The sequence below is a fragment of the Priestia sp. TSO9 genome (assembly GCF_021029645.1).
Classification (GTDB): Bacteria; Bacillota; Bacilli; order Bacillales; family Bacillaceae_H; genus Priestia; species Priestia megaterium_E.
Genome location: NZ_JAJEKD010000009.1, coordinates 526,948 through 550,826 on the forward strand (window position 1 = coordinate 526,948; position 23,879 = coordinate 550,826).

At 41.0% G+C, this 23,879-nt stretch carries 21 protein-coding genes; 18 read left to right on the forward strand and 3 right to left on the reverse strand.

Annotated features, from left to right (window positions below):
- Window positions 1-267 precede the first annotated feature (267 nt).
- The 3 genes from LJC66_RS05420 to LJC66_RS05430 all read left to right on the forward strand — a co-directional run bounded on the left by LJC66_RS05420 (window position 268) and on the right by LJC66_RS05430 (window position 4,481).
- The gene (locus LJC66_RS05420; RefSeq protein WP_221817964.1) at window positions 268-1,035 is read left to right on the forward strand and encodes a tyrosine-protein phosphatase; all 768 of its coding nucleotides are present in this window, start codon (window positions 268-270) and stop codon (window positions 1,033-1,035) included.
- A 100-nt stretch (window positions 1,036-1,135) separates the two neighbouring features.
- Window positions 1,136-2,857 carry a pyruvate oxidase gene (locus LJC66_RS05425; RefSeq protein ID WP_230931989.1) on the forward strand — a complete coding sequence of 574 codons (1,722 nt, stop codon included), beginning with the start codon at window positions 1,136-1,138 and terminating at the stop codon, window positions 2,855-2,857.
- A gap of 43 nt (window positions 2,858-2,900) precedes the next feature.
- Window positions 2,901-4,481 carry an FMN-binding glutamate synthase family protein gene (locus LJC66_RS05430; protein ID WP_230931990.1) on the forward strand — a complete coding sequence of 527 codons (1,581 nt, stop codon included), beginning with the start codon at window positions 2,901-2,903 and terminating at the stop codon, window positions 4,479-4,481.
- 24 nt (window positions 4,482-4,505) lie between these two features.
- On the opposite strand, the gene LJC66_RS05435 is transcribed toward LJC66_RS05430, so the two are convergent.
- On the reverse strand, window positions 4,506-5,132 hold the full coding sequence (locus LJC66_RS05435) for a GntR family transcriptional regulator (protein WP_230931991.1): 627 nt from the start codon (window positions 5,130-5,132) through the stop codon (window positions 4,506-4,508).
- A 292-nt stretch (window positions 5,133-5,424) separates the two neighbouring features.
- Between LJC66_RS05435 and garR the strand changes: the two genes are divergently transcribed.
- From garR to LJC66_RS05455, 4 genes are all read left to right on the forward strand, one after another.
- On the forward strand, window positions 5,425-6,327 hold the full coding sequence (garR, locus tag LJC66_RS05440; protein ID WP_230931992.1) for a 2-hydroxy-3-oxopropionate reductase: 903 nt from the start codon (window positions 5,425-5,427) through the stop codon (window positions 6,325-6,327).
- Window positions 6,324-7,763 (forward strand): four-carbon acid sugar kinase family protein, encoded by a 1,440-nt coding sequence (locus LJC66_RS05445; RefSeq protein ID WP_230931993.1) that lies wholly within the window; start codon window positions 6,324-6,326, stop codon window positions 7,761-7,763. The genes garR and LJC66_RS05445 overlap by 4 nt, the downstream gene beginning before the upstream one ends.
- 106 nt (window positions 7,764-7,869) lie before the next feature.
- Entirely contained in the window at window positions 7,870-9,228 is a 1,359-nt protein-coding gene (locus tag LJC66_RS05450) for a GntT/GntP/DsdX family permease (protein ID WP_230931994.1), read from the forward strand.
- Between the two features lie 138 nt (window positions 9,229-9,366).
- Window positions 9,367-9,846, forward strand: a complete 480-nt coding sequence (locus tag LJC66_RS05455; protein WP_230931995.1) for a competence protein ComK — start codon at window positions 9,367-9,369, stop codon at window positions 9,844-9,846.
- A gap of 100 nt (window positions 9,847-9,946) precedes the next feature.
- Here the strand turns inward: LJC66_RS05455 and LJC66_RS05460 are convergent, their stop codons facing one another.
- Window positions 9,947-10,438: a sigma-70 family RNA polymerase sigma factor gene (locus LJC66_RS05460; RefSeq protein WP_013082134.1), complete on the reverse strand. Its 492-nt coding sequence runs from the start codon at window positions 10,436-10,438 to the stop codon at window positions 9,947-9,949.
- A gap of 470 nt (window positions 10,439-10,908) precedes the next feature.
- Here LJC66_RS05460 and LJC66_RS05465 point away from each other — a divergent pair, with 470 nt between their 5' ends.
- From LJC66_RS05465 to LJC66_RS05485, 5 genes are all read left to right on the forward strand, one after another.
- Window positions 10,909-11,655 (forward strand): SGNH/GDSL hydrolase family protein, encoded by a 747-nt coding sequence (locus LJC66_RS05465; protein WP_230931996.1) that lies wholly within the window; start codon window positions 10,909-10,911, stop codon window positions 11,653-11,655.
- A gap of 723 nt (window positions 11,656-12,378) precedes the next feature.
- Complete coding sequence (gene nirB, locus LJC66_RS05470) at window positions 12,379-14,793, forward strand: nitrite reductase large subunit NirB (protein ID WP_230931997.1); 2,415 nt, start codon at window positions 12,379-12,381, stop codon at window positions 14,791-14,793.
- Window positions 14,794-14,811: 18 nt separating this feature from the next.
- Window positions 14,812-15,138: a nitrite reductase small subunit NirD gene (gene nirD / locus LJC66_RS05475; protein WP_013055862.1), complete on the forward strand. Its 327-nt coding sequence runs from the start codon at window positions 14,812-14,814 to the stop codon at window positions 15,136-15,138.
- Window positions 15,139-15,209: 71 nt separating this feature from the next.
- Window positions 15,210-15,980: a uroporphyrinogen-III C-methyltransferase gene (cobA, locus tag LJC66_RS05480; protein ID WP_230931998.1), complete on the forward strand. Its 771-nt coding sequence runs from the start codon at window positions 15,210-15,212 to the stop codon at window positions 15,978-15,980.
- A gap of 24 nt (window positions 15,981-16,004) precedes the next feature.
- Entirely contained in the window at window positions 16,005-16,841 is an 837-nt protein-coding gene (locus tag LJC66_RS05485; RefSeq protein ID WP_230931999.1) for a formate/nitrite transporter family protein, read from the forward strand.
- A gap of 217 nt (window positions 16,842-17,058) precedes the next feature.
- On the opposite strand, the gene LJC66_RS05490 is transcribed toward LJC66_RS05485, so the two are convergent.
- Window positions 17,059-17,385 carry a cyclic-phosphate processing receiver domain-containing protein gene (locus tag LJC66_RS05490; protein ID WP_014461165.1) on the reverse strand — a complete coding sequence of 109 codons (327 nt, stop codon included), beginning with the start codon at window positions 17,383-17,385 and terminating at the stop codon, window positions 17,059-17,061.
- Window positions 17,386-17,840: 455 nt separating this feature from the next.
- On the opposite strand from LJC66_RS05490, the gene LJC66_RS05495 reads away from it, so the two are divergent.
- The 6 genes from LJC66_RS05495 to LJC66_RS05520 all read left to right on the forward strand — a co-directional run bounded on the left by LJC66_RS05495 (window position 17,841) and on the right by LJC66_RS05520 (window position 23,793).
- Window positions 17,841-18,818 (forward strand): carbohydrate kinase family protein, encoded by a 978-nt coding sequence (locus LJC66_RS05495; RefSeq protein WP_230932000.1) that lies wholly within the window; start codon window positions 17,841-17,843, stop codon window positions 18,816-18,818.
- Between the two features lie 461 nt (window positions 18,819-19,279).
- Window positions 19,280-20,143, forward strand: coding sequence for a GRP family sugar transporter (locus LJC66_RS05500; RefSeq protein ID WP_129706892.1), 864 nt, complete (start codon window positions 19,280-19,282; stop codon window positions 20,141-20,143).
- A 273-nt stretch (window positions 20,144-20,416) separates the two neighbouring features.
- Complete coding sequence (locus tag LJC66_RS05505; RefSeq protein ID WP_230932001.1) at window positions 20,417-20,875, forward strand: VOC family protein; 459 nt, start codon at window positions 20,417-20,419, stop codon at window positions 20,873-20,875.
- Between the two features lie 100 nt (window positions 20,876-20,975).
- Window positions 20,976-21,113 (forward strand): hypothetical protein, encoded by a 138-nt coding sequence (locus tag LJC66_RS05510; protein ID WP_195695091.1) that lies wholly within the window; start codon window positions 20,976-20,978, stop codon window positions 21,111-21,113.
- A gap of 167 nt (window positions 21,114-21,280) precedes the next feature.
- Entirely contained in the window at window positions 21,281-22,408 is a 1,128-nt protein-coding gene (locus LJC66_RS05515; protein WP_230932002.1) for a DUF2087 domain-containing protein, read from the forward strand.
- A gap of 62 nt (window positions 22,409-22,470) precedes the next feature.
- The gene (locus LJC66_RS05520) at window positions 22,471-23,793 is read left to right on the forward strand and encodes an MATE family efflux transporter (RefSeq protein ID WP_230932169.1); all 1,323 of its coding nucleotides are present in this window, start codon (window positions 22,471-22,473) and stop codon (window positions 23,791-23,793) included.
- Window positions 23,794-23,879 lie beyond the last annotated feature (86 nt).

The window sequence follows — 23,879 nt, forward strand, 5'->3', positions numbered from 1 at the left end:
TTTGTGGTGGTAAATGTCGAGAAGAATACATAGTTTCACACTAGAAATCGTCGTAGAATATATGTATATCGATGTAGAATACGTTCCATGACTAAAGAGCGTAGTCATGGAACGTATTCTAGACCTAAGCGTCTGTCGCTCCCCTAGCGGGGTTAGCGCCATACGCATAGGTGGACCTTTAAGTGAGTATTCAGTGAAGAAAAAATCATGTTCTCTGATGAAAGAAGATTGCAATTGGACGAAGTAGAACGCAGGGAGGGAAATAAAGTGATTGATATTCATACGTACATATTGCCTAATATCGATAGCGGACCTGAGGAAGTAGACGGCTTTTTGAAGATGGCACGCTCTTTAGCGGATCAAGGCGTTCAGTCCGTTGTGGCGACGCCGCTTTATGATAGCGATCAAGAGTTTATGAAACACCATTTATTTCTCTATGTAAATGCAGCTAATGAATGGCTCACAAATTCATGTATTCCTCTTCAAGTGTTACCAGGCCAGCTTATTCCTTTATCACCTCAACTTCTGCGAAACTATGAGCGAAATCAGCTTCTTACGCTTAATCACACCGATAAATATTTATTTCTTTCACTGCCTGAATATGATATCTCACCTTATTTTGAAAAAACGCTGTATGATCTTCTCACAAAAGGCGTTGTGCCTATTCTGCGTTCACCAGAATGTCATCCGATTTTCCGAGATCACCCTGAGCGTTTGTATGAGCTTGTTAAAAAAGGCGTGCTCGTGCAGCTAAGCGCTGCTAGTATTCTTGGTTTAAACGGAAAAAAAGAAAGAAAAGCGGCCTGTACGTTTATTAAATACCGCTTCGCCCACGTGATTGCCTCTGGCGTTCATGCTCGCAATTACCACGACTATTCACTTTCAAAAGCGTATGATTATATTTCCGATATGTACGGTGCGTCAGAACTTTATTTTTTTATTGAAAATGCAGAAGCGATTATCGACGGTCGTCCGGTGCATCAATTAGAGCCTGAGCCGATGAAAAAATTTAGTTTATTTAAATTATTTAGCTGAAAACAAGGGACTTTTCCATAAAAACGGGAAAGTCCCTTGTTTTGTCTTTCTTTCATTGTGGTATGGAATAGAAACAAAGTTAAAGAAAGGAAGGCTGAATATGATAAAAACTACAGCTGGAAAAGCAGCTATGTCGGTTTTAAAAGAATGGAAGATTGATCACATTTTCGGTATGCCGGGAGATTCAATCAATCATTTTATGGACAATCTGCGAAGTGAAAAAGATGAAATTGAGTTTATTCAAGTCCGTCACGAGGAAGTAGGCGCACTTGCAGCATCTTCTTACGCTAAAATCACGGGTAAAATCGGCGTGTGTCTGTCAATTGGAGGGCCGGGTGCGATTCATTTGTTAAACGGCTTATATGATGCGAAAGCAGACGGTGCACCGGTGCTAGTGCTAGCCGGACAGGTGCCACGTGCGAAGCTTGGCAATGAGTCATTTCAAGAAGTGAACTTAGAACGTGTTTTTGACGATGTGTCGGTGTTTAATCACCGAGTAGATTCGCCGGAATCATTTCCGCATCTGCTGCAGCAAGCGATTCGAACGGCTTATGCGAAAAAAGGCGTCGCGGTCTTAGTCATTCCAGATGATATTCCGTCTTCAACGATTAAAATTGATGAAAAAACGCCAGTTGCGAATGTATCAAAAACCATTTCTCACAGCGATCCGGAAGATGTAGCTAAAGCGATTCTAGCGATTAAATACGCGAAAAAACCGGTTATTTTAGCAGGAACAGGTGCCAAGCACGCCAAGCTTGAATTAGCGCAGTTTGCGGAAAAAATTGCGGCGCCGATTATCTTTACGCTTCCGGGTAAAGGAATACTGCCTGATCATCATCCTTATAATCTAGGGCAGCTTGGGCAAATTGGGACAAAGCCGGCGTATGAAGCAATGGAAGAGACCGACTTATTGATTATGGTGGGCACGTCGTTTCCGTACCGTGAGTTTTTACCGGACGGGGTTGAAGCGATTCAGCTGGATTCTGACGCCACACAAATCGGCAGACGCTATCCTGTATCGATCGGATTAGTTGGAGACTCGAAAACGACGCTGTCACAGCTTACGCATAATTTAGATTATCAAGAAAACCGCCGCTTCCTAGAAGAGTGTCAAGTTAATATGGAAAACTGGTGGAAGCACGTAGAAAAAGAAGAAAACGAAGTGAGTACGCCAATTAAGCCGCAGCAAGTCATTCCTAAGCTTCAAAAAATCGTTGATGATGATGCGATTGTATCTGTGGATGTCGGGAACGTGACGGTATGGATGGCGAGACATTTCCGCATGACAAATCAAAAATTTGTCATTTCAAGCTGGCTGGCAACGATGGGCTGCGGACTTCCGGCTGCGATTGCAGGAAAGCTTGCTCATCCTGAAAAACAATCGGTAGCCGTATGCGGTGACGGAGGCTTTACGATGGTCATGCAGGACTTTGTAACGGCTGTGAAGTATAAGCTGCCAATTGTTGTCGTCGTCCTTAATAACAGTGAAATCGGTATGATTAAATATGAACAAGCGATTCAAGGCCACTTGGATTACCAAACGCAGCTTGGTGAAATGAACTTTGCGAAGTTCGCTGAGTCGTGCGGAGGAATTGGCTATCGCGTTGAAAAATACGAGGAGCTCGAAACAGCATTTGAAAAAGCAGCACTTGCGAATGTTCCTGTGGTCATTGATGTCGTTATTGCGGATGAACCGCCGCTTCCAGGCAAAATTTCATTTGGGCAAGCAGCCAATTATTCGAAGCACATCATGAAAAAGTTCTTTAAAGAACATGAGCTCGAAATGCCGCCGCTTCGAAAAGGACTAAGCAGAATGCTTTAATCAGTGACTCTCCTTACAGGAGAGTCTTTTTAGGAGGGATATCATGGGAGTGTTTGAAATCATTTTACTTATTTTTGGTGCGGTCATGATGCTTGTGATTGTAGTGCCGGTTATTATCGCTATTATTCTTTGGATGAAAGATGAAAAACAAGAAGAGCATTCGGTTTTGAGAAATTATCCGCTGCTCGGTAAAATGCGCTATATTTTTGAGAAAATGGGGCCTGAACTGCGTCAGTATTTATTTTTAAATAATAATGAAGGCAAGCCGTTTTCTAGAAATCAATACGAGCAAACCGTTAAGTCAGGTAAATATCTCAACCGAATGATGGGATTTGGCTCAGAGCGTGATTTTAGCGAACCGGGCTATTATATTCGAAACGCGGTGTTTCCAAAGCAGCGCGACGAAATGAAAGCGGATAATACGACAAAAGTTAAAACAAAAGTATATAAAATGGACGCGGATAACTTATTTAGCCGAAGAGAGCACCGAGAAGAAAAAGACGCGGATCCGTTTTATTTGCGAGATGAAGAAGCGATCGTTATAGGTCCTTCATGCAAAAAGCCGTTTGTCGTAAAAGGATTAATCGGTCAATCAGGCATGAGCTTTGGAGCGCTTGGTGACCATGCGATTACGGCTTTGTCACTCGGATTAGGACGAGCAGGCGGCACGTGGATGAACACGGGAGAAGGAGGCCTGTCACCGTATCATTTAAAAGGAAACGTCGATATTATTTTTCAAATTGGCCCTGGGCTTTTTGGCGTTCGGACAAAAGAAGGCGAATTTTCATGGGAAGAATTTAAAAAGAAAAGTGAAATGAAGCAAATCAAAGCGTTTGAAATAAAGCTGGCGCAAGGAGCCAAAACGCGAGGCGGTCACGTAGACGGTTCAAAAGTAACGGAAGAAATCGCCGAAATCCGCAACTTAAAGCCGGGAGAATCGGTAGACAGTCCAAACCGTTTTAAAGAGTTCGCTTCGTATCCTGAAATGTTTGGGTTTATTGAAAAACTTCGAGATGTAGGCGGCAAGCCAGTAGGGATTAAAATGGTTGTCGGCAACACAAATGATCTTGAAGAAATGGCGGCGTATATGAAAGAGACAGGAAGCGGTCCTGACTTTATTACGATTGACGGAGCAGAAGGAGGAACAGGCGCATCGTTTCAAGAATTAGCGGACGGAGCGGGGGTACCGCTGTTTTCAGGACTTCCTTTTGTGGATGAACTGCTTAAAAAATATGGCGTTCGTGATGAAGTGAAGCTTTTTGCATCCGGCAAGCTGTTAACGTCTGATAAAATTGCGACGGCTTTATCGCTAGGTGCTGACTGCGTTAATATTGCCAGAGGCTTTATGTTTTCAGTTGGCTGTATTCAAGCGCAGGTTTGTCACAACAACAGGTGTCCCGTGGGCGTAGCCACAACAGATCCAAAGCTGCAAAAAGCGCTTATTATTGAAGAAAAGTCATACCGCGTGTGCAACTACGTGCTGTCATTACGTGAAGGGTTGTTTAATTTAGCAGCAGCAGCCGGTATTGATTCGCCAACGAAGTTTTCAAAAAAACACGTGGTGTTCAAAAACAGCAGTGGACAGTTAGCTGATATTTCTGTAAAAGAAAAGATGTACGTATAAAAAAGCTGCCGATCGGCAGCTTTTTTATTGTCTTCGCTGAAGCAAATGCAGGCAAAACTCTAAGTCTTTTTGAAGATGCTCTTGCATTAATGCTTCTGCTTTTTCCGCATTGCGTTCTTTAATCGCGTTATAAATGTCTTCATGTTCGTCAATTAAAAACGGGCGGTTGTAAAAAACCACGGTATGACGGAATAAGTAAATTATGGACTGCATGCGGTCGATGAGATTAATCATTACGTCATTGTTGCTTGAATTCACAATAATGGCGTGGAACCGTTCATTTGCACTCATAATTTCTTCAAACGAGCCGTTTCTTCCGATGTCTACGCATTCCTTTAATTCTTCTAATTCGTTATCAGATAAAAAAGTTGCCGCAGCTTTAGAAGCTGAGCCTTCTAGCAGCATTCGCACTTCAAACAAGTTGCGTAGATCTTTTTCTGTCGGCGACACGACTTTTTTTCGAACAATCAGTCCTTCATATTCTAAGCGTCTAATGGAATCACGAATCGGCGTTCGGCTGAATCCAAGCTCGCTCGCTAATTTTTCTTCGACGATTTTTGTACCGCCTTCAAGCTCACCGTTTAAAATTTTATCTCGAATCATCTCATAAGAAGGGTGATGAGACGAACGAGAACCTTGATCTCTTAACATACTCTACTTCACCTCTAGCATTCGACACGAGAAAATCTCGTCTCTTTCTCTCTTTATTTTTAATCATTTTGTACGCGTATACCCAAATCATACTATAACTTGTGAAAAGGTAGGACGGAAAGTTTCGCTTTTAGAAATAAATTTCATTTAAAAAAGGCTAGACAAATAAATAGAATGCGAATATGATGAGTGTATACAAAATTATCAGAAATGTATACAAAAAATATTTTAACGTATACATTATTTTTTAAAACGTATTTGAAAACGTATACAACAAGGGGAGGAAACGAAAATGACAAAACGCGTTGGATTTATTGGACTTGGAATTATGGGAAAACCGATGACGCTCAATTTATTAAAAGCAGGCTTTGAGGTAGCGGTTTACGATATTAATAAAGCAGCAGTGGAAGAAGTGAAAGCAGCAGGAGGATTCGGAGCAGAAAGCCTTGCTGAAGTTGCAGTGAACAGCGACGTGATGATCACGATGCTTCCGGCTTCACATCATGTAAAAAGCGTAGTGCATGGAGAAGAAGGGTTAATTCATAGCGCCAAAGAAGGAAGCGTTATCATCGATATGAGTTCCATTTCACCGGTAGCATCAAAAGAAATTGCCGCTGAACTTGCACAAAAAGGAATTCACATGCTAGACGCACCTGTTAGCGGAGGAGAGCCAAAAGCAATTGACGGCACGCTTGCGATTATGGTCGGAGGAAATGAACATATCTTTGAAAGCGTTTTACCTATTCTTCATGCGATGGGAGCAGAAATAACGCTTGTTGGAGACAACGGAAGCGGCGTAACAGCTAAGCTTGCAAACCAAGTGATTGTAAACTTAAACATTGCAGCGATGTCTGAAGCACTTGTACTAGCAGCCAAAGCAGGAATTGACGTTGAAAAAATGTATCAAGCGATTCGCGGCGGATTAGCAGGAAGCGCTGTATTAGATGCAAAGGTACCGCTTATTTTAGACCGTAACTTTGTAGCAGGCGGACGCATTGATATTAACTTAAAAGATATGACAAACGTGATGGAAACGGCTCATGACATTGGCGTACCGCTGCCGCTTTCAAGTCAGCTTGTGGAAATTTTTCACGCGTTAAAAGTAGACGGAAAAGCAAGTGATGATCACGGCGGAATTGTGCAGTATTATGAAAAATTAGCAAACGTTGAAGTGAAAAAGAAGGTGGAAGCATGATTAAACAGCAGGAAAAACGTCTTGTAAGCGATGTGTTTAAAAACATTCCAGCGGTCGATGAGGCACTTGTACAAAAAATGCTCGATGATGAGCTGCTGACATTTAATCAAAAAATCATCGTACTGGATGATGATCCAACGGGGGTTCAAACCGTTAACGGCATTTCCGTTTATACAGACTGGAGCAAAGACAGCATTAAGCAAGGGTTTTTAGAAGAAAACTCCATGTTTTTTATTCTAACAAATTCACGCGGATTCACCGCTTCTGAAACGGAAAAAGCCCACGCGGACATTGCGGCTGTTATTACAGAAGTAGCGGCTGAAGTGGATAAAGAGTTTTTAATTATCAGCAGAGGTGATTCCACTCTTCGCGGTCACTATCCGTTAGAAACAGAAGTGTTAAAGAAAACGGTTGAACAGTACTCCAATCAAGTGCTTGACGGCGAAGTTATCTTTCCTTTCTTTAAAGAAGGCGGACGATTCACAGTTGATAACATTCACTACGTGCAAGATGAAGACTACTTAGTGCCGGCAGGAGAAACGGAGTTTGCAAAAGACCGTACGTTTGGCTACAGTAAATCTCATTTAGGCGAGTGGGTAGAAGAAAAGTCAGAAGGAAAATTCAAAGCAAGTCATACGACGTATATTTCGCTCGGGAGCATCCGTGCCCTTGATTTAGTGACGATTACAAATCAGTTAATGGAAGTGAAAGACTTTAACAAAGTAGTTGTGAACGCAGTGGATTATGTAGACGTAAAAGTTGTGACGATTGCGCTTCTTCGCGCGATGAAGCTTGGAAAGCACTTTATGTATCGAAGCGCTGCGGCTCTAACAAAAGTGATGGGCGGCGTGAGCGACAAAGATCTTTTAACAAAAGAAGAGCTCATTAAAGAAAAGTCGTCAAACGGCGGATTAATTATGGTTGGCTCGCACGTAAAAAAAACAACAGAGCAGTTAGAAGAATTAAAGAAATGCAGCTTCATTGAATTTATTGAATTTGATTGTCATCTTGTCTTAGAACCTGAAAAGTTTGAAGAAGAAGTGAATCGTATTATCACTGAAGCAGAAAAGCTTATTTCCAAAGGTCAAACGGTAGCTGTGTATACAAGACGCGAGCGCTTAGATCTTGGCGAAGGCAAAAAAGAAGAAGAGCTTAAATTATCGGTAAAAATTTCAGATGCGGTTACAAGCATTGTTCGCCGCTTAAACGTTCGTCCAAACTTTATCGTTGCAAAAGGCGGCATTACGTCAAGTGATATTGGTGTAAACGGCTTATCTGTAAAGCGTGCGACGGTTGCTGGACAAATCAAGCCGGGCATTCCGGTATGGGTAACGGGAGAGGAAAGCAAGTTTCCAGGCATTGCGTACATCATTTTCCCTGGGAACGTCGGAGCCAAAACAACGCTGCGTGAAACGGTTGAGTTATTAAGTAAATAAGCAGAAGTGAACGTACGAGGTGCGTTCACTTTAGAAAATATTTGAAAGCGTATACATTATTTGGATGTACGTACATGAAAAATGGTCACACTAAGGGGATGAACATATGAATTCAGTATTCGGACTAAGTCATGAAGCAAGTCTTTTGCTATATGCGATTGTATCGATTGTCGGACTGATCTTTTTAATTGCCAAATTTAAAACAAATCCGTTCGTAGCGCTAATTGTTGCGGCTTTGTTTATGGGTCTTATTTCAGGAATGAAGCTGCCTGATATCGTAACGGCTTTCCAAGAAGGAGTAGCGAGCGTTTTAGGATTTATCGCGATTGTTCTTGGTCTTGGAACGATGTTAGGTAAAATGATGGCAGAGTCAGGCGGAGCCGAGCGTATTGCCCGCACGTTAATTAAAGTATTCGGTGAAAAGAACGTACACTGGGCAATGATGGTTGTAGCCGTTATTTGCGGTATCCCGGTCTTTTTCCAAGTTGGTGTTGTGTTATTAATTCCGCTTGTGTTTGTAATTGCCAAGCATACGGGTACGTCACTTATTAAAATCGGTTTATCATTAATTGCCGGTTTAGCCGTTGTTCACAGTTTAGTACCTCCGCATCCGGCAGCGATGCTAGCGGTGGATATTTTTAAAGCAGACTTAGGTAAAACGATTTTGTATTCATTAGTTGTGGCATTCCCAGCTGCAGCAGTGGCAGGTCCTATTTACGGATCGTTCATTTCACGCCGTGTTCACGTAGAGCCAACGGGTGAAATTATGGAGCAGTTCACAGAGTCGAAGCATAAAGATCTTCCTGGTTTCGGCATTACGTTATTCACGATTTTACTTCCAGTACTATTAATGCTTTTAGCAACAATTACTGGGTTTGTTTATCCAGAAACAAGTACGATTCGCTACGTAACAAACTTTATCGGAAGTCCAATCGTAGCGCTGTTAATTTCGCTAGTGTTTGCTTTTTACTCGTTCGGTTTTGCAAGAGGATACAACAAAGACGATCTATTAAAGTTCACAAACGAATGTCTTGGACCCGTTGCTTCGATCATTTTAATCATCGGTGCAGGCGGCGGTTTTAACAAAATTTTAACAGTAAGCGGTGTAGGTGACGCGATTGCAGGATTTGCTCAAGATGCACATCTTTCTCCTATCGTACTAGCGTTTGTGATTGCCGGGTTAATTCGTGCAGCAGTTGGTTCAGCAACAGTAGCCATGACCACAGCAGCAGGTATTGTCGCACCAATTGCAGCAACGATGCCAAACGTAAGCCCAGAGCTACTGGTGCTAGCAACAGGCGCAGGTTCTGTAATGCTATCGCACGTAAATGATTCTGGCTTCTGGTTAATCAAAGAATTCTTCAACATGTCAGTGGCTCAAACGTTAAAAACGTGGACAGTGATGGAAACGATTCTATCATTTGCGGCGTTTGCAATGGTTCTTATTTTAGACATTTTTATTTAAAAGAAAAGTGCTGGTTTCAGCGCTTTTTTCTTTGATATAAAATACATTCAAAATATTTCAAATAACGAGAAAAAAAGACTAGATTTTTCCCATTTCGATAGTATAGAATAGTTATAAAGTAGCAAAGGGGGTAGATGTATGACAAATGATGAAAAGTATCAAATTGGTTTGACGACAAAAGCATTAATTCCAGTGAACGATTCTGTGCACCGAACGAAGGTGCTGGATGAAGCAGGAGAATACATGCTAAGCAAGACGTGTAAGCAATTATTAGAAGAAGCGTGTATTCGAGAATTAAGTACGTTTAAGGGATCGATTGCCGCCGTTCGAAAAATGTTTCCGTACAAACAACTTACGCCGCTTGTTATTAATCGTTCACAAGCCATCATTGCGTTTCCGACATCTTCGCCAAATGACTATAGCTGCGCCTGGATTTTTGCCTCTCATGTTCATACTTCACACACGCTTGCTACAGTTGATCCAACCTCCATGCTAATTCACTTCAAAGATGGAACGTTCATTCCAGTTAAGCTTTCTTATTATAGTTTAGAAAAAAAACTGGCCAGAGCGGCTGTTATTCGTAATTACTGTTTAGAAAGTCCGGTTGTCTTGGCATAATCGTTCGATTTATCAAATAAACTTGTCCTACATATGAACAATCGTTTGGACTACACATATGAACGGAAGGAGGAAGCTTATCATAAGCTTCCTCCTTTTCTTACTCCTGAAGAAGCGAGGCTTTTAGCTTTTTGCGAGCTGCTTTTCCCCAGTTTTTAACGGCTCCCGTGGAGACTCCGTATTTGTAGGCAATATCTTTATAAGAGTAGCCTTCTAGCAGATGTTCGAGTACATAGATTTTTTCTCTTCCTGTTAAATGTTCGATATGCTGTTTGATGATTTCACTTTCTAGCGGAACGGGAAGAGCGGGATCTTCGTTTAGTGAAAGCAGGTTCTGCTCAGCAGGTGTTTCACGTTCTTCGTATAAAATGGTGCCTTTTAAATGAGATAGGATCGTACCGCGCACAGTTGTGTAGGCATAAGCGGAAAAAGAGCCTTTGTTTTCATCAAATTTTTGATACGCTCTCCATAAACCAATTAACGCAATTTGATAATATTCGTCGTAGTCTTTGTAAATGTGAAACTTTTTAATCATCGATACAATTAATGGATGAAAAGATGAAGCGATTTGATCAAACGAGCTTTTTTGCATGTAGCATTCCTTTTTCAAAAACGCGTTTTTGCTGTATTCCGCCGGTATCTCTACTGTACAAGGGGAAGATTATATGTGCGAATGAGCGTACATTATGTTTTCTTTTTAAGAAACGTGACGTAATTTCCCCGGAAACTTCACGTTTCGCTAGGAAATACGCGAAGTATATACGTATTTGTAGAGATTTTACGTACGAAAGGTCCCCCATTCCAAATTCTACTAATCTATAATTATTTCTATATCCATTATCGATGTAGCAACTCTACCATCACCGCTCTTCCGTGATGGTAGAGTTGCTAGACCTAAGCGGCAGTCACCCTCCCTTGCGCGTTTGCGCCTGCCGCATAGGTGAACCTTTTTAGGCAAATTCAGTGGAGTGTTTTTGTGTTGGTCTCTTTGTTTATTCTATTGAATGTAAGTTTGGTGGAGAGGATATAGTAGTTTTTAAAAATGGGTAAAGGGGAGATTGAATGAAGGCGATGGTTGGGGTAAATGTGGCGGCGGCTGTTTTGTGCGGGGCGGTGATGTATGCGGGGGCGCAGCACTGGCAGGAGCAAACGGAAGCGCAGGCAAGTGAAGTAAAAACTGCTGTTGTACATAAAGAAAAACAGTTTTCTGATGTATCTGTTTATACAAAAAATCTTCCAGACTTTATCACAAAGCAAATCCAGTCATCTATCGCAAATAAAAAACCTCTGACTTTTGTAATTGCCACATCCGCGAAGGAAGCAGGGTGGCCTCAGCAGTTAAAAAAAGAGCTGGCAGCTACATATGGAAGTGATGTATTTACGGTTAAAACACTTTCATACGGCAGCCAAACAACGGATGAGCTTTTATCCGCACATATTGCCGATCAAATTGATCAACTTCAGCCAAACATTATTCTGTTTGAAGCACCTCTTAAAAATGACTATCAGCACCTTATGCTAGACGAGACGCTTCAAAATACAGACAAGCTGATTCATCAGCTTAAAGACTTGAAAAAAACCCTTATGATTCAGCCGTCACAGCCATATATTTCACAAACTGAGTCCTACGAAGAAGGGGTAGAAGCGATCAGAGGAGTATCTGAAGCAAACTGGGTATATTATATGAATCACTCGCTCATTTGGCCGTTTCATTTAGGAGAGTATATAAATAAAGACAGCGGTAATTTAACGAAAAAAGGAAATGAGGTGTGGGGAGAGTACGTTGTGAATTGGTTTACGGGAAAATAAAAAACAAGCCCTCTTTCTTTTGAAAGAGGGCTTGTTTTTTACAATTTTGCTAGATTGTGACTTTTCTTTGTTTTATAGTAGTAATTTTTGGTGTCTTTGCACTTATAAAGTTTAAAGCCAAAAATCTCTAAAGGAGTCCAAACCTTTTTGATGTTTACGAGTGGCATTATGATTCCCCATTCTGTTCTTTATAGAGTTTATATTAATTCATTATAGAGAACTTAAGGGGGATAGTAAATACTATAAAGAACAGTTTATCTAAAAAGTTCTTTATAAAGAATTTTTTGGAATAATTATTGTTGGTACATAAACATTTAGATTTCTTGGTCTGCAATACCCGCAATAATCAGTTTGCATGCTGATAAAAGATAGATGACAAGATACTAACTCACGTCATTAAAAAAAGACTATCAAATTATTGATCATTTTCCATAGGAGTGATTTTTATCATAGCTCCGGTTATTTATTCTTGCTACATTAATGTTGTGAAAAACATCACAAAATGATATGTAAAGGATGATCCAAATTAAAGGTAATTAAACCACTTTTTTTTTACTTGCTGTTAAAGCAATGGAATCGCATACATATCATAACTATGTTAGATAACCTAACACATAAGTTGAACGATTCAGAAAATTCATATATCTTAAATGTATCTTTAAAGATGCATAGAAAATATATCTTTGAAACAAGCAGGTATAGACGCCAGGGGAGGAATGAAAGATGCAAAAAAAGAAACTCGTATTGATTGGAAATGGAATGGCTGGAGTTCGAGCGATTGAAGAAGTATTGAAGGTTTCAAGCGAAGCGTTTGAAATTACGATTTTCGGAAGCGAGCCGCATCCGAACTATAATCGTATTTTACTATCAAAAGTGCTGCAAGGAGATACGAATGTTGAAGACATTACGTTAAACGATTGGAACTGGTATCAAGAAAACAATATTACATTATATACGGGCGAAACGGTTACTAGTATTGATTCAGTAAAAAAAGAAGTAGCGACAAACAGCGGCAGAGTAGAATCGTATGATGAGTTGATTTTAGCAACGGGCTCTCTTCCTTTTATTCTTCCGATTCCAGGGTCTGATAAAAAAGGAGTTACGGCTTTTCGAGATATAAAAGACACGGACGAAATGCTGCAGGCTTCTCAGCAGTATAAAAAAGCAGCGGTTATTGGAGGCGGACTGCTTGGATTAGAAGCAGCGCGCGGACTGTTAAATTTGGGAATGGACGTATCTGTGATTCATTTAGCTCCGTATTTAATGGAACGTCAGCTTGATCCAACAGCCGGCAAATTGCTTCAAAATGAATTAGAAAAACAAGGCATGAAGTTTTTGCTTGAAAAACAAACGGCGAAAATCGTCGGCGATGAGCGAGTTGAAGGATTATCTTTTAAGGACGGGACGTTTTTAGAAGCTGATTTAGTCGTGATGGCCGTTGGAATTAAGCCAAACGTTCAGCTTGCAAAAGAAGCGGGATTTACCGTAAATCGAGGAATTGTCGTGAATGACTATATGCAAACGGATATTCCAAACATCTACGCGGTTGGAGAATGTGCAGAGCATAGAGGAATGGTATATGGATTAGTAGCACCTTTGTATGAACAAGGAAAAGCATTAGCAAAAGCGATTTGCGGGGCAGAAAAAGTCCCTTATGAAGGATCGGTTTTATCCACGCAGCTAAAAGTATCAGGTGTTGAAGTGTTCTCCGCAGGAGACTTCACGGAAGATGAAGAGAAAAAAGCAATCAAAGTGTTCGATGAACAAGACGGCATTTATAAAAAGCTTGTTTTGCGAGGGAATCAAATCGTAGGAGCCGTTCTTTTTGGAGACAGCAGCGACGGAAATCGACTGTTTTCAATGATTCAAAAGCAAGAAAATGTATCCGATGTCGCAAAAGTGTCGATTTTACAGCCATCTGGCGGTAACGCGGGTGAAAGCTTAGTAGCAAGCATGAGCGCCGATGATATTATTTGCGGCTGTAACGGCGTAACAAAAGGTACGATTGTGGAAGCTATCCAAAAACAAGGATGCTCATCGGTTGATGAAATCAAAGCTTGTACAAGTGCCTCTCGTTCTTGCGGAGGATGTAAACCGCTTGTAGCGGAAGTGCTTCAGCATACTCTTGGCGCTGACTTTGACGCTACGGCTCAAAAAGAAGCGATTTGCGGCTGTACGACTCTGTCACGAGATGAAGTTGTCGAAGAAATCAAAGCAAAAGGCCTTTCGCATACGCGTGAAGTGATGAATGTGCTCGGCTGGAATAATGAGGAAGGCTGTTCGAAATGCCGTCCGGCGCTAAATTATTATTTAGGTATGGTGAATCCAATCGGATACGTTGACGAACGGGAATCGCGATTTGTGAATGAACGCATGCACGCAAATATTCAAAAAGACGGCACGTATTCTGTTGTTCCTCGCATGTACGGAGGTGTTACAAATGCAGAAGATTTACGGAAAATTGCCGATGTTGTTGATAAATATGAAATTCCGCTCGTAAAAGTGACGGGTGGTCAGCGTCTTGATTTGTTTGGTGTTAAAAAAGAAGATTTGCCTAGCGTATGGGAAGAGTTAGATATGCCTTCTGGCTATGCGTACGGTAAGTCGCTGAGGACGGTGAAAACATGCGTGGGCGAACAGTTTTGCCGTTTTGGTACGCAGGATTCAATGGGCGTTGGAATTGCGCTTGAGAAAAAATTTGAAGGACTATGGACGCCTCATAAAGTGAAAATGGCTGTATCTGCTTGTCCGAGAAGCTGTGCTGAGTCAGGTATTAAAGATATTGGCTTTATTGGAATCGACGGCGGCTGGGAAATTTACGTGGGCGGAAATGGAGGTACGCATCTTCGCGGGGGAGATTTATTGTATAAAGTAAAAACAGACGAAGAATTGATGGACATTACAGGAGCTTATTTGCAGTATTACCGAGAAACGGCTAATTACTTAGAGCGTACGTCTGCATGGATTGAGCGCATGGGACTTTCGCACATTCAGTCCGTGCTTGATGACGCTGAGACGAGAAGAGAGCTGAATATGCGTATGGACGAAGCGTTATCTACGTACCGTGATCCTTGGAAAGAAATCGTCGAAAGCAAAAAGACGAAAAAAGAGCTGTTCGAAACAGTTGTTACATCATAAAGCTGGGGGGAAATAAAGATGGTGAATAAAAACATTACAAAAGTATGCGTAGGGTCGATTCATGATTTTCCGGTAAGCCTAGGTAAAACAGTGAAAGTAAACGGAAAAGAAATTGCGGTGTTTAAGCTATCAAGCGGAAAAATACGGGCAATCGAAAATCGCTGTCCGCATAAAGGCGGGGTGCTAAGTGAAGGAATCGTGAGCGGCGACTCGGTGTTCTGTCCGATGCACGACTGGAAAATTTGCTTGCATGATGGCAACGTGCAAGAGCCTGACAGCGGATGTGTCGACACGTACGAAGCGTCTGTTGAAGGAGATTTGCTGTATCTTTTAATTGAAGAATAAGTAACGTGGCGCGTTGATTTTCAACGCGCCACAAAAATTCATGGGGACACACTAAAAGGAGCGAAGCAAAAATGAGAACAGGAAAAGTGTACATTGTAGGAGCCGGACCAGGAGATCCAGATTTACTGACGATAAAAGCAGCCAAATGTTTAGAAAAAGCAGATGTTATTTTATACGACCGATTAGTGAACCCTGTTCTTCTTCAGTATGCAAAAGAAGGAGCAGAACTCGTCTACTGCGGGAAAAAGCCTAGTGATCACTGCGTTTCTCAAGAGGATATTCACGATTTGCTTGTATTCTATGCAAGAAAAGGAAACACCGTCGTGCGGTTAAAAGGCGGAGATCCGTTTATTTTCGGAAGAGGCGGAGAAGAAGCAGAAGTGCTCGTTCAAAACGGAATTCCGTTTGAAGTCGTTCCAGGTATTACAGCAGGCATCGCGGCACCGGCCTATGCTGGGATTCCTGTGACGCATCGTGAGCTCAGCCGTTCGTTTGCGGTTGTGACGGGACACTGTTTGAGCGGCAAGCCGGAAAGTATTCGCTGGGAGCATTTAGCAAAAGGTGTTGATACGCTTGCGATTTATATGGGCGTTAAAAACTTGCCGTATATTTGCCGTCAGCTTTTAGACGCCGGAAAAAGCGCTGATACGCCGGTCGCTCTTATTGAACAAGGCACGTCGGTTTATCAGCGCACGGTTATAGGTACGCTTGGCACTATTGTAGACACGGCTGCTGAACAGCAAGTGAGTAATCCCGCGATGATTGTGATTGGTGAAGTGGTGAAGCAAGCTTCTGCTCTTTCTTGGTTTTTGGAAAAAACAGAAGAAAAAGTATGCGTCTAAGATGAATAAAAGGAGGAAACACTTTTGTTTAAGAATTCACTGCAGTCAATGAATGAGTTAGCCCGTGAAAAGACGAAGCTTGTGAATGAGCATTTGCCGAGTTATTTGCTGTTAGCTGTGCTAGCGGGTGCTTACGTAGGACTTGGCGTTATATTAGCTCTATCGGTAGGAGCGCCTTTGGCCTCTGCTTCTTTACCGGTCGTTTCTCTTGTGATGGGGTTATCTTTTGCTGTTGCTCTCCTGCTTGTCGTATTTGCAGGAGCTGAATTGTTTACGGGCAATCATATGGTTTATACGATTAGTACGCTATCGGGAGTCACGACATGGAAAGATACGTTCAAAAACTGGACGTGGTGTTTTATCGGAAATGCGATAGGTGCGTTTGGGCTTTGTTTGTTAATTACCGGAACCGGTTTGTTTAAAGGAATGGAACCGAACCATTTACTTATGACGCTGGCAGCTAAAAAAATGAATTTGCCGGTTAGTGAATTATTTTTTCGCGGCATCCTTTGCAACTGGCTTGTTTGTCTTGCGATTTGGACGGCTTCGCGCACTAAAAGCGATGCGGCAAAGATCATGCTTATTTTTTGGATGCTATTTGCATTTGTGGCTTCAGGATACGAGCACAGCGTGGCAAATATGACGTTTCTTGGCCTAGCTTTATTGCTTCCGCACCCTGAGGCGATTTCGGCTGCTGGACTATTTCATAATTTAATTCCTGTTACACTCGGAAACATCGTAGGGGGAGGACTGTTTGTAGGAAGCATTTACTGGTTCGTGAACGCTAGGCAGCTAAAAGAAGCTAAAAAGCAGCCGGCTTCTCTCTCAGCTGATTTGGATTCTGCTAAACTGTCTAAATAGCACAAAAACCGCTCTTTGTACCATATAGTCTGCTTTTTAAAGCTGTCATCACGGTATTTTAGAGCGGTTTCTTCTATATAATATAAACTGCTTAAAGCGTATTCACATCTATACGTATCGAACAAGCAGTATTGTTCTTCATTTTATAGAAACAGGAAGTCTGTGAGAATTGAATCCGGACAGATTCTGTTGAAATGAATGTGTGAGGGTGCAGGTATCATCGAAGAGGCAGAGGGCATCTTAGAATTTTAATGTTGTTTGGCATTTTATGCTCTTTTTGAGCTTCCTTAAAGCAGTTGTACATTGCTTTGCTGCCTAAATGATTAGCGGAGTGAATCGTAATTCGATCGGCATATAAATGATGCTTTACCATAAAATGCACGAGCATTAATCCATTCCGTGTCTTGCTGAGTAAATCGTGATCGAGTGATAAATGTTCAACATCGAATGATCTTAGCAGATCAATACATTCGTCAATCGTTTCGGCTAAAACATGACCGTCAGGGCACTTGCGATAGTCGTCTAGAAAAACATTGATTTTCATGACTGATTCTCCCTTCCTTGCCTTGTATTTAGTGTAACATACATAATGTCATATACCTACCTAAGTCTATTCGACACATTTTCCTGCATTCCTTCTTAAATAAGGGTAAAAACATGAATTTTTATCATTATTTGCATATCCGAGGCGAATAAACAAGAAATAAGGAAAGAGATGTCGAACGAAAAATGAATAAATAAACAGTTTAAACTGGAAATTAACTTTTTTTATTCTGTGATCTTTGTTTAACAAGGTCATTTAAATCCCAGATTTGACAAGGGGTGGAAAAGGTTTAATGAATAAAAGATTGTGAGAAAAAAACGATAATTTGCGATTTTTTTAAAATAAATTGGAAATTTCTCTTTACGAAAAAGATGTTTGGGACGTATAATTTGATTTAAGGATTTTTTGGAACATAGTATGACAATATGACAAAAAAGAAAAGTAAGGTGAATAGAATGGGTAAGTTATTTAGTATCGGTGAAGTATTAATTGATATGATTCCAGCTCAAAAAGGTCTTCAATTGAAAGAAGTGGAATCGTTTACGCGTGTGCCAGGCGGAGCGCCGGCAAACGTTGCAGCAGTTGTTGCTACATATGGTAATGAGTCAGCGCTTATTACAAAAGTTGGGGAAGATGCGTTTGGAGACTTTCTAGTAGATACGCTTCGTGAAGTAGGAGTAGGTACTGATATGGTCTATCGTACAGAAGAAGCAAACACAGCTTTAGCTTTTGTTTCCCTGCGTGAAGACGGAGAAAGAGATTTCAGCTTCTATCGTAATCCTTCAGCAGATTTATTGCTAACAGAAGACGAAATTAACCCTGATTGGTTTGCAAGCAAAGATGTTCTTCACTTCTGTTCGGTTGATTTAGTTGAAAGCCCTATGAAATACGCTCATATGAAAGCGATTAAAAGCATGAAAGAAAAAGGCGGAGTTATCAGCTTTGATCCAAATGTACGTCTTCCGCTGTGGAAAGACCATGAGCTATGCCGTCAAACGATTTTAGAATTTATTCCTCAAGCGCACATTATCAAAATTTCAGACGATGAGCTATCGTTTATCACAGGCATTGAAGATGAACAGCAAGCGATTCAGTCTCTATTTACAGGTGACGTTCAAGTAGTTGTGTTCACAAAAGGTGCAGAAGGCGCAACGCTTTATACAAAAGAAGCTGTCTATGAATCAAACGGTTACAAAGTAGCAGTTGTTGATACAACAGGTGCAGGAGATGCGTTTATTGGCGGATTCCTTTATCAGCTATTAAGCCGCGATGTGTCACAAGAAAACTTAACGGCTATTCTCGACTCTGACCACGATGCTATTTTACGTTTTGCAAATGCAAGCGGTGCCTTAACGACAACTGGAAAAGGTGCGATCAGTTCAATTCCAGCTAAAGAAGTAGTAGAACAATTTTGTAAGCCTGTAGCTAACTAAAATGAAAAGGCTTTATCTCTTCTTATTTTCAATCAGCAGAGGCGCTAGTTTCTGCTGATTGCAGATCACATAAGAGGGAGAAGCAAGCTGCGGAGTAAGAAGAAAAAAATTTTTTTCTGTTTTTAAAAAATAATCAAAAAAATTTCTAGCTAAATAATAAATGTTCGTGTTAGTATAATACGAGCAGCAAGAAATAGCAGGTTTACCACCATTTATGAAAACGTTATATATTTATCGATGTAGGAAATTTAATAGGATCAAAGAGCGACCCTATTAAATTTTCTCGACCTAAGCGGTTGCTGCCTCCCTTGCGGGGTAGGCATCATCCGCGTAAGTGGACCTTTGGGGGAATATTCGAGGGAGTATAAGTGCTTGGCTCTTTGCCCTTGATGAGAGAAAAGCAGCAGGTCGTTACATACGATGTACATAGATTAGAAATAGGAAAGTAGGTTAAGAGAAAGATGGATATTTTGCTAGGTGTTCTTCCTTCCGTTGCGTGGGGAAGCATGATTTTAGTTAGTATGAAGATGGGCGGTGGACCTTACAGTCAAACGCTGGGAACAATTATTGGAGCTTTGATTCTTTCATTTGTTCAGTTTATGATTGTGCAGCCGGTGTTAACGCCAACGCTCGTTATTGTCGGAATTGTTTCAGGTTTGTTCTGGTCAGTAGGTCAAAGCAATCAGTTTAAAAGTGTTCCATACCTTGGCGTTTCAAAGTCAATGCCGATTTCAACGGGTATGCAATTAGTATCAACAGCTCTTTTTGGTGTTATTGTATTTAAAGAATGGTCAACGCTTCAAACGATTGTACTTGGATCTATTGCGATTCTTTTAATACTAGCAGGTGTTGTGCTTTCTTCATTAGACGGTAAAAAAGAAGGAGCACAAGGAGCTCCAGGACAAACGAAAAAAGGAGTTATCACTCTTATCATTTCAAGTCTTGGGTTCTTAGTTTACGTAGTTATCGCACGTATCTTCAACGTAGACGCATGGGCAGCTTTATTCCCGCAAGCAATCGGTATGTTAATTGGCGGCTTAATCATTACATACAAACATAAGCCATTTAACAAATATACGATTCGTAATATCTTACCAGGTCTAATCTGGGCATCTGGAAACATGTTCTTATTCTTATCTCAATCAAGACTAGGCGTAGCAACAAGCTTTTCATTATCGCAAATGGGTATCGTTATCTCTATCTTTGGCGGTATTGTCTTCTTGGGAGAAAAGAAAACGAAGCGTCAATTATTTTATGTATCTCTTGCGAGTGTACTGATTATTTCAGGCGGTATCTGTATCGGCCTAGCAAAAGCTCATACTTGATTTATCGATGTAGAAAAAACCTCATGGCTAAAGTGCAGCCATGAGGTTTTTTCTAGACCTATGGTTTTGAGGCCACCCCTTGCGGGGTGGCCTCAAAACCGTAGTTAAGGTCAAAATCTTAGTCAAAACCTACCCATATGCTCTTCAGAATTTCAAAGCTGTACGTTTGGTTGAGGGTTTCTCGTTCTTAAGACTGATGATTTTTCATTCTTTGTTAGGAAGCTGTTTAATGCGAAATAGCTTATAGTAGTAGAAAAGGATGGAGGAGAGGCTATGATTAAGAGTATTTATGAGACTCATGTGCAGGTTCGGAGTTTGGAGGATTCGATTGAGTTTTATAGACGTTTTGGGCTGATGTTTGTTCATAAAATTGAAGAGAGGCGCTGTGCTTTTTTCTTTGTTGGGGAACAAAAGCAGATGCTTGGACTTTGGGAAACTGATGAAAAAGAGTTGAAAAGAAGTCATTTTGCTTTTGGAATTGAAGCAGCAGATATTCATGAAGCGTTAACGTGGCTGCGTTCAAAAGGTATTGAACCGGAAGAGACGTCGTTTGGAAAGCCGCAAACAGAGCCGATTGTTCATACGTGGATGCCAGCGGCTTGCGTGTATTTTAATGACCCTGACGGTAACCGTTTAGAGTTAATTACACTTTTAGATGATAAGCCCGTTATATCTAAGGATTTTCCTTATTTAAGTGAATGGAATAAAGAGACCGGAACGAAATTATTTTAGCCTAAGTGAAAAACGAACCATTGATCAACGTGTTTGATTCGTGGTTCGTTTTTTTGGTTATGGTTAACGTAAGTTTCATGTGTGTAGGTCTTTCTAGCAGTTGATTGGAGGGCAAGGCGAAGACTCCTGCGGGAAAAGCGGAAGGGGTGAGACCCCGCAGGAGCGCAAGCGACGAGGAGGCTCACTGGCCGCCCGCGGAAAGCGAAGTCTTGCATGGAAATTAACTGCGGTGTCATAAGCGATCTATATGAGCTCATGTATCCCATTTGTTCGTATTTAGGTTGGATTCATTTCGTTATAATTCAACCTTTGTTTGTGTATCATAAACGTAAGTTTGACATAATAATAAACATATAATATATTTGTTTATAAATTAATAAACAAATGAGAAAGGTGTCTATTTATATGGTAAACGATTTGTTTTGGGAATCATCTTTTGAAGATATGAAGAAAGGGTACGGGGAAAGCGAAGATCACTACCACTGCTTACTGTGCGGTGAAAGCATTGAAAAAGGCATTATTTATCCGGTGGAAGGTGTTTTTTATGAAGCAAAACGTTATATGAAGCTTCATGTGGAACAGCAGCACGGGTCTGTATTCCAACATTTAATAGCGCTAGATAAAGATGTAACGGGTCTGTCTGATCATCAAAAAAATTTAGTGAAGTTTTTTAAAGAAGGAAAAAGCGATAGTGATATTCAAAAAGAAATGGGAATTGGCAGTTCATCGACCATTCGAAATCACCGCTTTACGTTAAAGAAAAAAGAGCGTCAGGCAAAAGTGTTTTTAACGCTGATGGAACTGTTAAACGAGGGGGAAGAAGAGAAGGCGGTATCCGTAACAAATACGGCGCCTAGAAGAAGTCAGCGCTACAGCGTCAGTGATGAAGAGCGTGAAAAGATTTTAGCGAAGAACTTTCCGCAAGGTTTAAACGGACCTCTTCGCACCTTTCACTTGCAAGAAAAACACCGTCTTGTTGTTCTTGAAGAGTTAAGCGGGCATTTTGATGTTGGAACAACGTATACCGAAAAAGAAATAAATGATAGGTTAACACCTTTTTATGACGACTACGCGGTGCTGCGACGCTATTTAATTGAGTACGGTTTCTTAGAGCGCAGCGCAGACGGAAGCAGCTACTGGAGGAAAGGAGAGACAGGGATGAGTGAAAAAGACTATAAAAAGCAAATGAAGCAGCTAGCGAAAGAAGTAAAAACAGAAGGCGGCGTGTATCAAATAAAAAACCTTCAAAACGATAAGATTTACATTGGCTCTACCCCTAACATAAAAACGTTAAACGGCGTAAAGTTCACGTTAAAGACGAATACTCATCAAAATAAAGAGCTTCAAAACGAGTGGAATACGTACGGAGCGGATGCTTTTTCAATCGAGATGCTGGAAACGATTAAAAGAGAAGAAGAAAAAGCACTTTCAAAAAAGGAATTGCTGAAACTGGAAGCGAAATGGTTAGAGAAGCTGCAGCCTTACGGCGAAAAAGGCTATCATTCGCCGAAAGCTGATACAAAGGAGAAATAGGTGTGAAGAATCAAGATGTGAAAAGTGAAGTAGTGGAATCAGAAAAGTCCGTCAGTAAGCTGATGCTTGTGTTTTTGATTCCGCTCATGTTAAGTAATGCCATGCAGTCAGTTGGGCAGCTGGCGGGGAGTATTATTGTCGGAAGAGCGCTTGGAGTTGATGCGTTAGCCGCTATTTCCGCTTTTTTTCCTCTGTTTTTTCTGCTCGTGTCGTTTTCGATTGGAATTGGTTCAGGAAGTTCCATTTTAATCGGGCAAGCGTACGGGGCACAAAATGAAAAACGCGTCAAAGAAATTATCGGCACCACGCTCACGTTTACCTTTTTAGTAGGGGTTGTGCTTGCCGTTTTGGGAAGCATATTTGCTCCGGATATTCTTCGGATTATGGGAACGCCGGCTAATATTATTGATGTAACGGTTCACTATGCGCGCATTTTGTTTGTGGCAATTCCTGTTTTGTTTTTATACTTTGTTTATACGACGTTTATGCGCGGAACCGGAGACTCTAAAACGCCTTTTTACTTTTTAGTTGTGAGTACGGTCTTAAATATCATTTTCCTTCCGATTTTAATTTTTGGATGGATCGGAGTACCAAAGCTTGGAGTGTACGGCGCTGCGTACGCAACGGTGTTTTCAACCGTATTAACGTTCGTTATTATGACTATCTATTTACGCAAGAAAAATCATCCGTTAAAGTTTGACTCATCTATTTCATTAAAAATGGACGGAACGCTTTTAAAGCTGCTTATGCGTTTAGGGATTCCAGCTAGTATCAATATGATTTTAGTTTCTCTTTCTGAAATCGCGGTTATTACGTTTGTAAATGGATTTGGCTCAGACGCTACAGCAGCGTACGGAGCGGTGAACCAAGTGGCAAGCTATGTACAAATGCCGGCAATCAGCTTAGGAATTGCGGTTTCTATTTTTGCGGCGCAGTCGATTGGCGCCAATAAATTTGAGCGTTTAAAAGAAGTGATCCGCTCTGGAATTATGCTGAATTACGTTATTGGCAGCGTATTGATTTTACTTATTTATCTCTTTTCCAATCAAATTTTAGCTCTGTTTTTAACAAGTCAGCACACGCTTCATATTGCTGAAGAGCTGTTAGTGATAACACTTTGGAGCTATTTGATTTTCGGTCATGCGCAAATTATTACCGCTACGATGCGAGCAAGCGGTACGGTGCTTTGGCCTACGGTATTTAGCATTATGGCTATTTGGTGTGTGGAAGTACCCGTAGCCTACGTGTTATCGCAGTTTACACCTCTTGAAATCAAAGGGATTTGGATTGGATACCCAGCGGCGTTTGTGGTCAGCTTAATCCTGCAGTACAGCTATTATCAATTTGTATGGAAGAAAAAGAAAATTGAACGCCTTGTCGGATAAAAAACGAGTGGAAACGCTCGTTTTTTATTTTTCCTAATTAAAACACCCTTAGCTAATAGTTTTAATAGGATAGTGCATATAACTTT

Excerpts from the sequence above, each read along its gene's own strand:
- LJC66_RS05425 (WP_230931989.1), top strand. The coding sequence starts at position 1,136 with ATGATAAAAACTACAGCTGGAAAAGCAGCTATGTCGGTTTTAAAAGAA.
- LJC66_RS05430 (WP_230931990.1), top strand. The coding sequence starts at position 2,901 with ATGGGAGTGTTTGAAATCATTTTACTTATTTTTGGTGCGGTCATGATG.
- LJC66_RS05435 (WP_230931991.1), bottom strand. The coding sequence starts at position 5,132 with ATGTTAAGAGATCAAGGTTCTCGTTCGTCTCATCACCCTTCTTATGAG.
- garR (WP_230931992.1), top strand. The coding sequence starts at position 5,425 with ATGACAAAACGCGTTGGATTTATTGGACTTGGAATTATGGGAAAACCG.
- LJC66_RS05445 (WP_230931993.1), top strand. The coding sequence starts at position 6,324 with ATGATTAAACAGCAGGAAAAACGTCTTGTAAGCGATGTGTTTAAAAAC.
- LJC66_RS05450 (WP_230931994.1), top strand. The coding sequence starts at position 7,870 with ATGAATTCAGTATTCGGACTAAGTCATGAAGCAAGTCTTTTGCTATAT.
- LJC66_RS05455 (WP_230931995.1), top strand. The coding sequence starts at position 9,367 with ATGACAAATGATGAAAAGTATCAAATTGGTTTGACGACAAAAGCATTA.
- LJC66_RS05460 (WP_013082134.1), bottom strand. The coding sequence starts at position 10,438 with ATGCAAAAAAGCTCGTTTGATCAAATCGCTTCATCTTTTCATCCATTA.
- LJC66_RS05465 (WP_230931996.1), top strand. The coding sequence starts at position 10,909 with ATGAAGGCGATGGTTGGGGTAAATGTGGCGGCGGCTGTTTTGTGCGGG.
- nirB (WP_230931997.1), top strand. The coding sequence starts at position 12,379 with ATGCAAAAAAAGAAACTCGTATTGATTGGAAATGGAATGGCTGGAGTT.
- nirD (WP_013055862.1), top strand. The coding sequence starts at position 14,812 with ATGGTGAATAAAAACATTACAAAAGTATGCGTAGGGTCGATTCATGAT.
- cobA (WP_230931998.1), top strand. The coding sequence starts at position 15,210 with ATGAGAACAGGAAAAGTGTACATTGTAGGAGCCGGACCAGGAGATCCA.
- LJC66_RS05490 (WP_014461165.1), bottom strand. The coding sequence starts at position 17,385 with ATGAAAATCAATGTTTTTCTAGACGACTATCGCAAGTGCCCTGACGGT.
- LJC66_RS05495 (WP_230932000.1), top strand. The coding sequence starts at position 17,841 with ATGGGTAAGTTATTTAGTATCGGTGAAGTATTAATTGATATGATTCCA.
- LJC66_RS05500 (WP_129706892.1), top strand. The coding sequence starts at position 19,280 with ATGGATATTTTGCTAGGTGTTCTTCCTTCCGTTGCGTGGGGAAGCATG.
- LJC66_RS05505 (WP_230932001.1), top strand. The coding sequence starts at position 20,417 with ATGATTAAGAGTATTTATGAGACTCATGTGCAGGTTCGGAGTTTGGAG.
- LJC66_RS05515 (WP_230932002.1), top strand. The coding sequence starts at position 21,281 with ATGGTAAACGATTTGTTTTGGGAATCATCTTTTGAAGATATGAAGAAA.
- LJC66_RS05520 (WP_230932169.1), top strand. The coding sequence starts at position 22,471 with ATGCTTGTGTTTTTGATTCCGCTCATGTTAAGTAATGCCATGCAGTCA.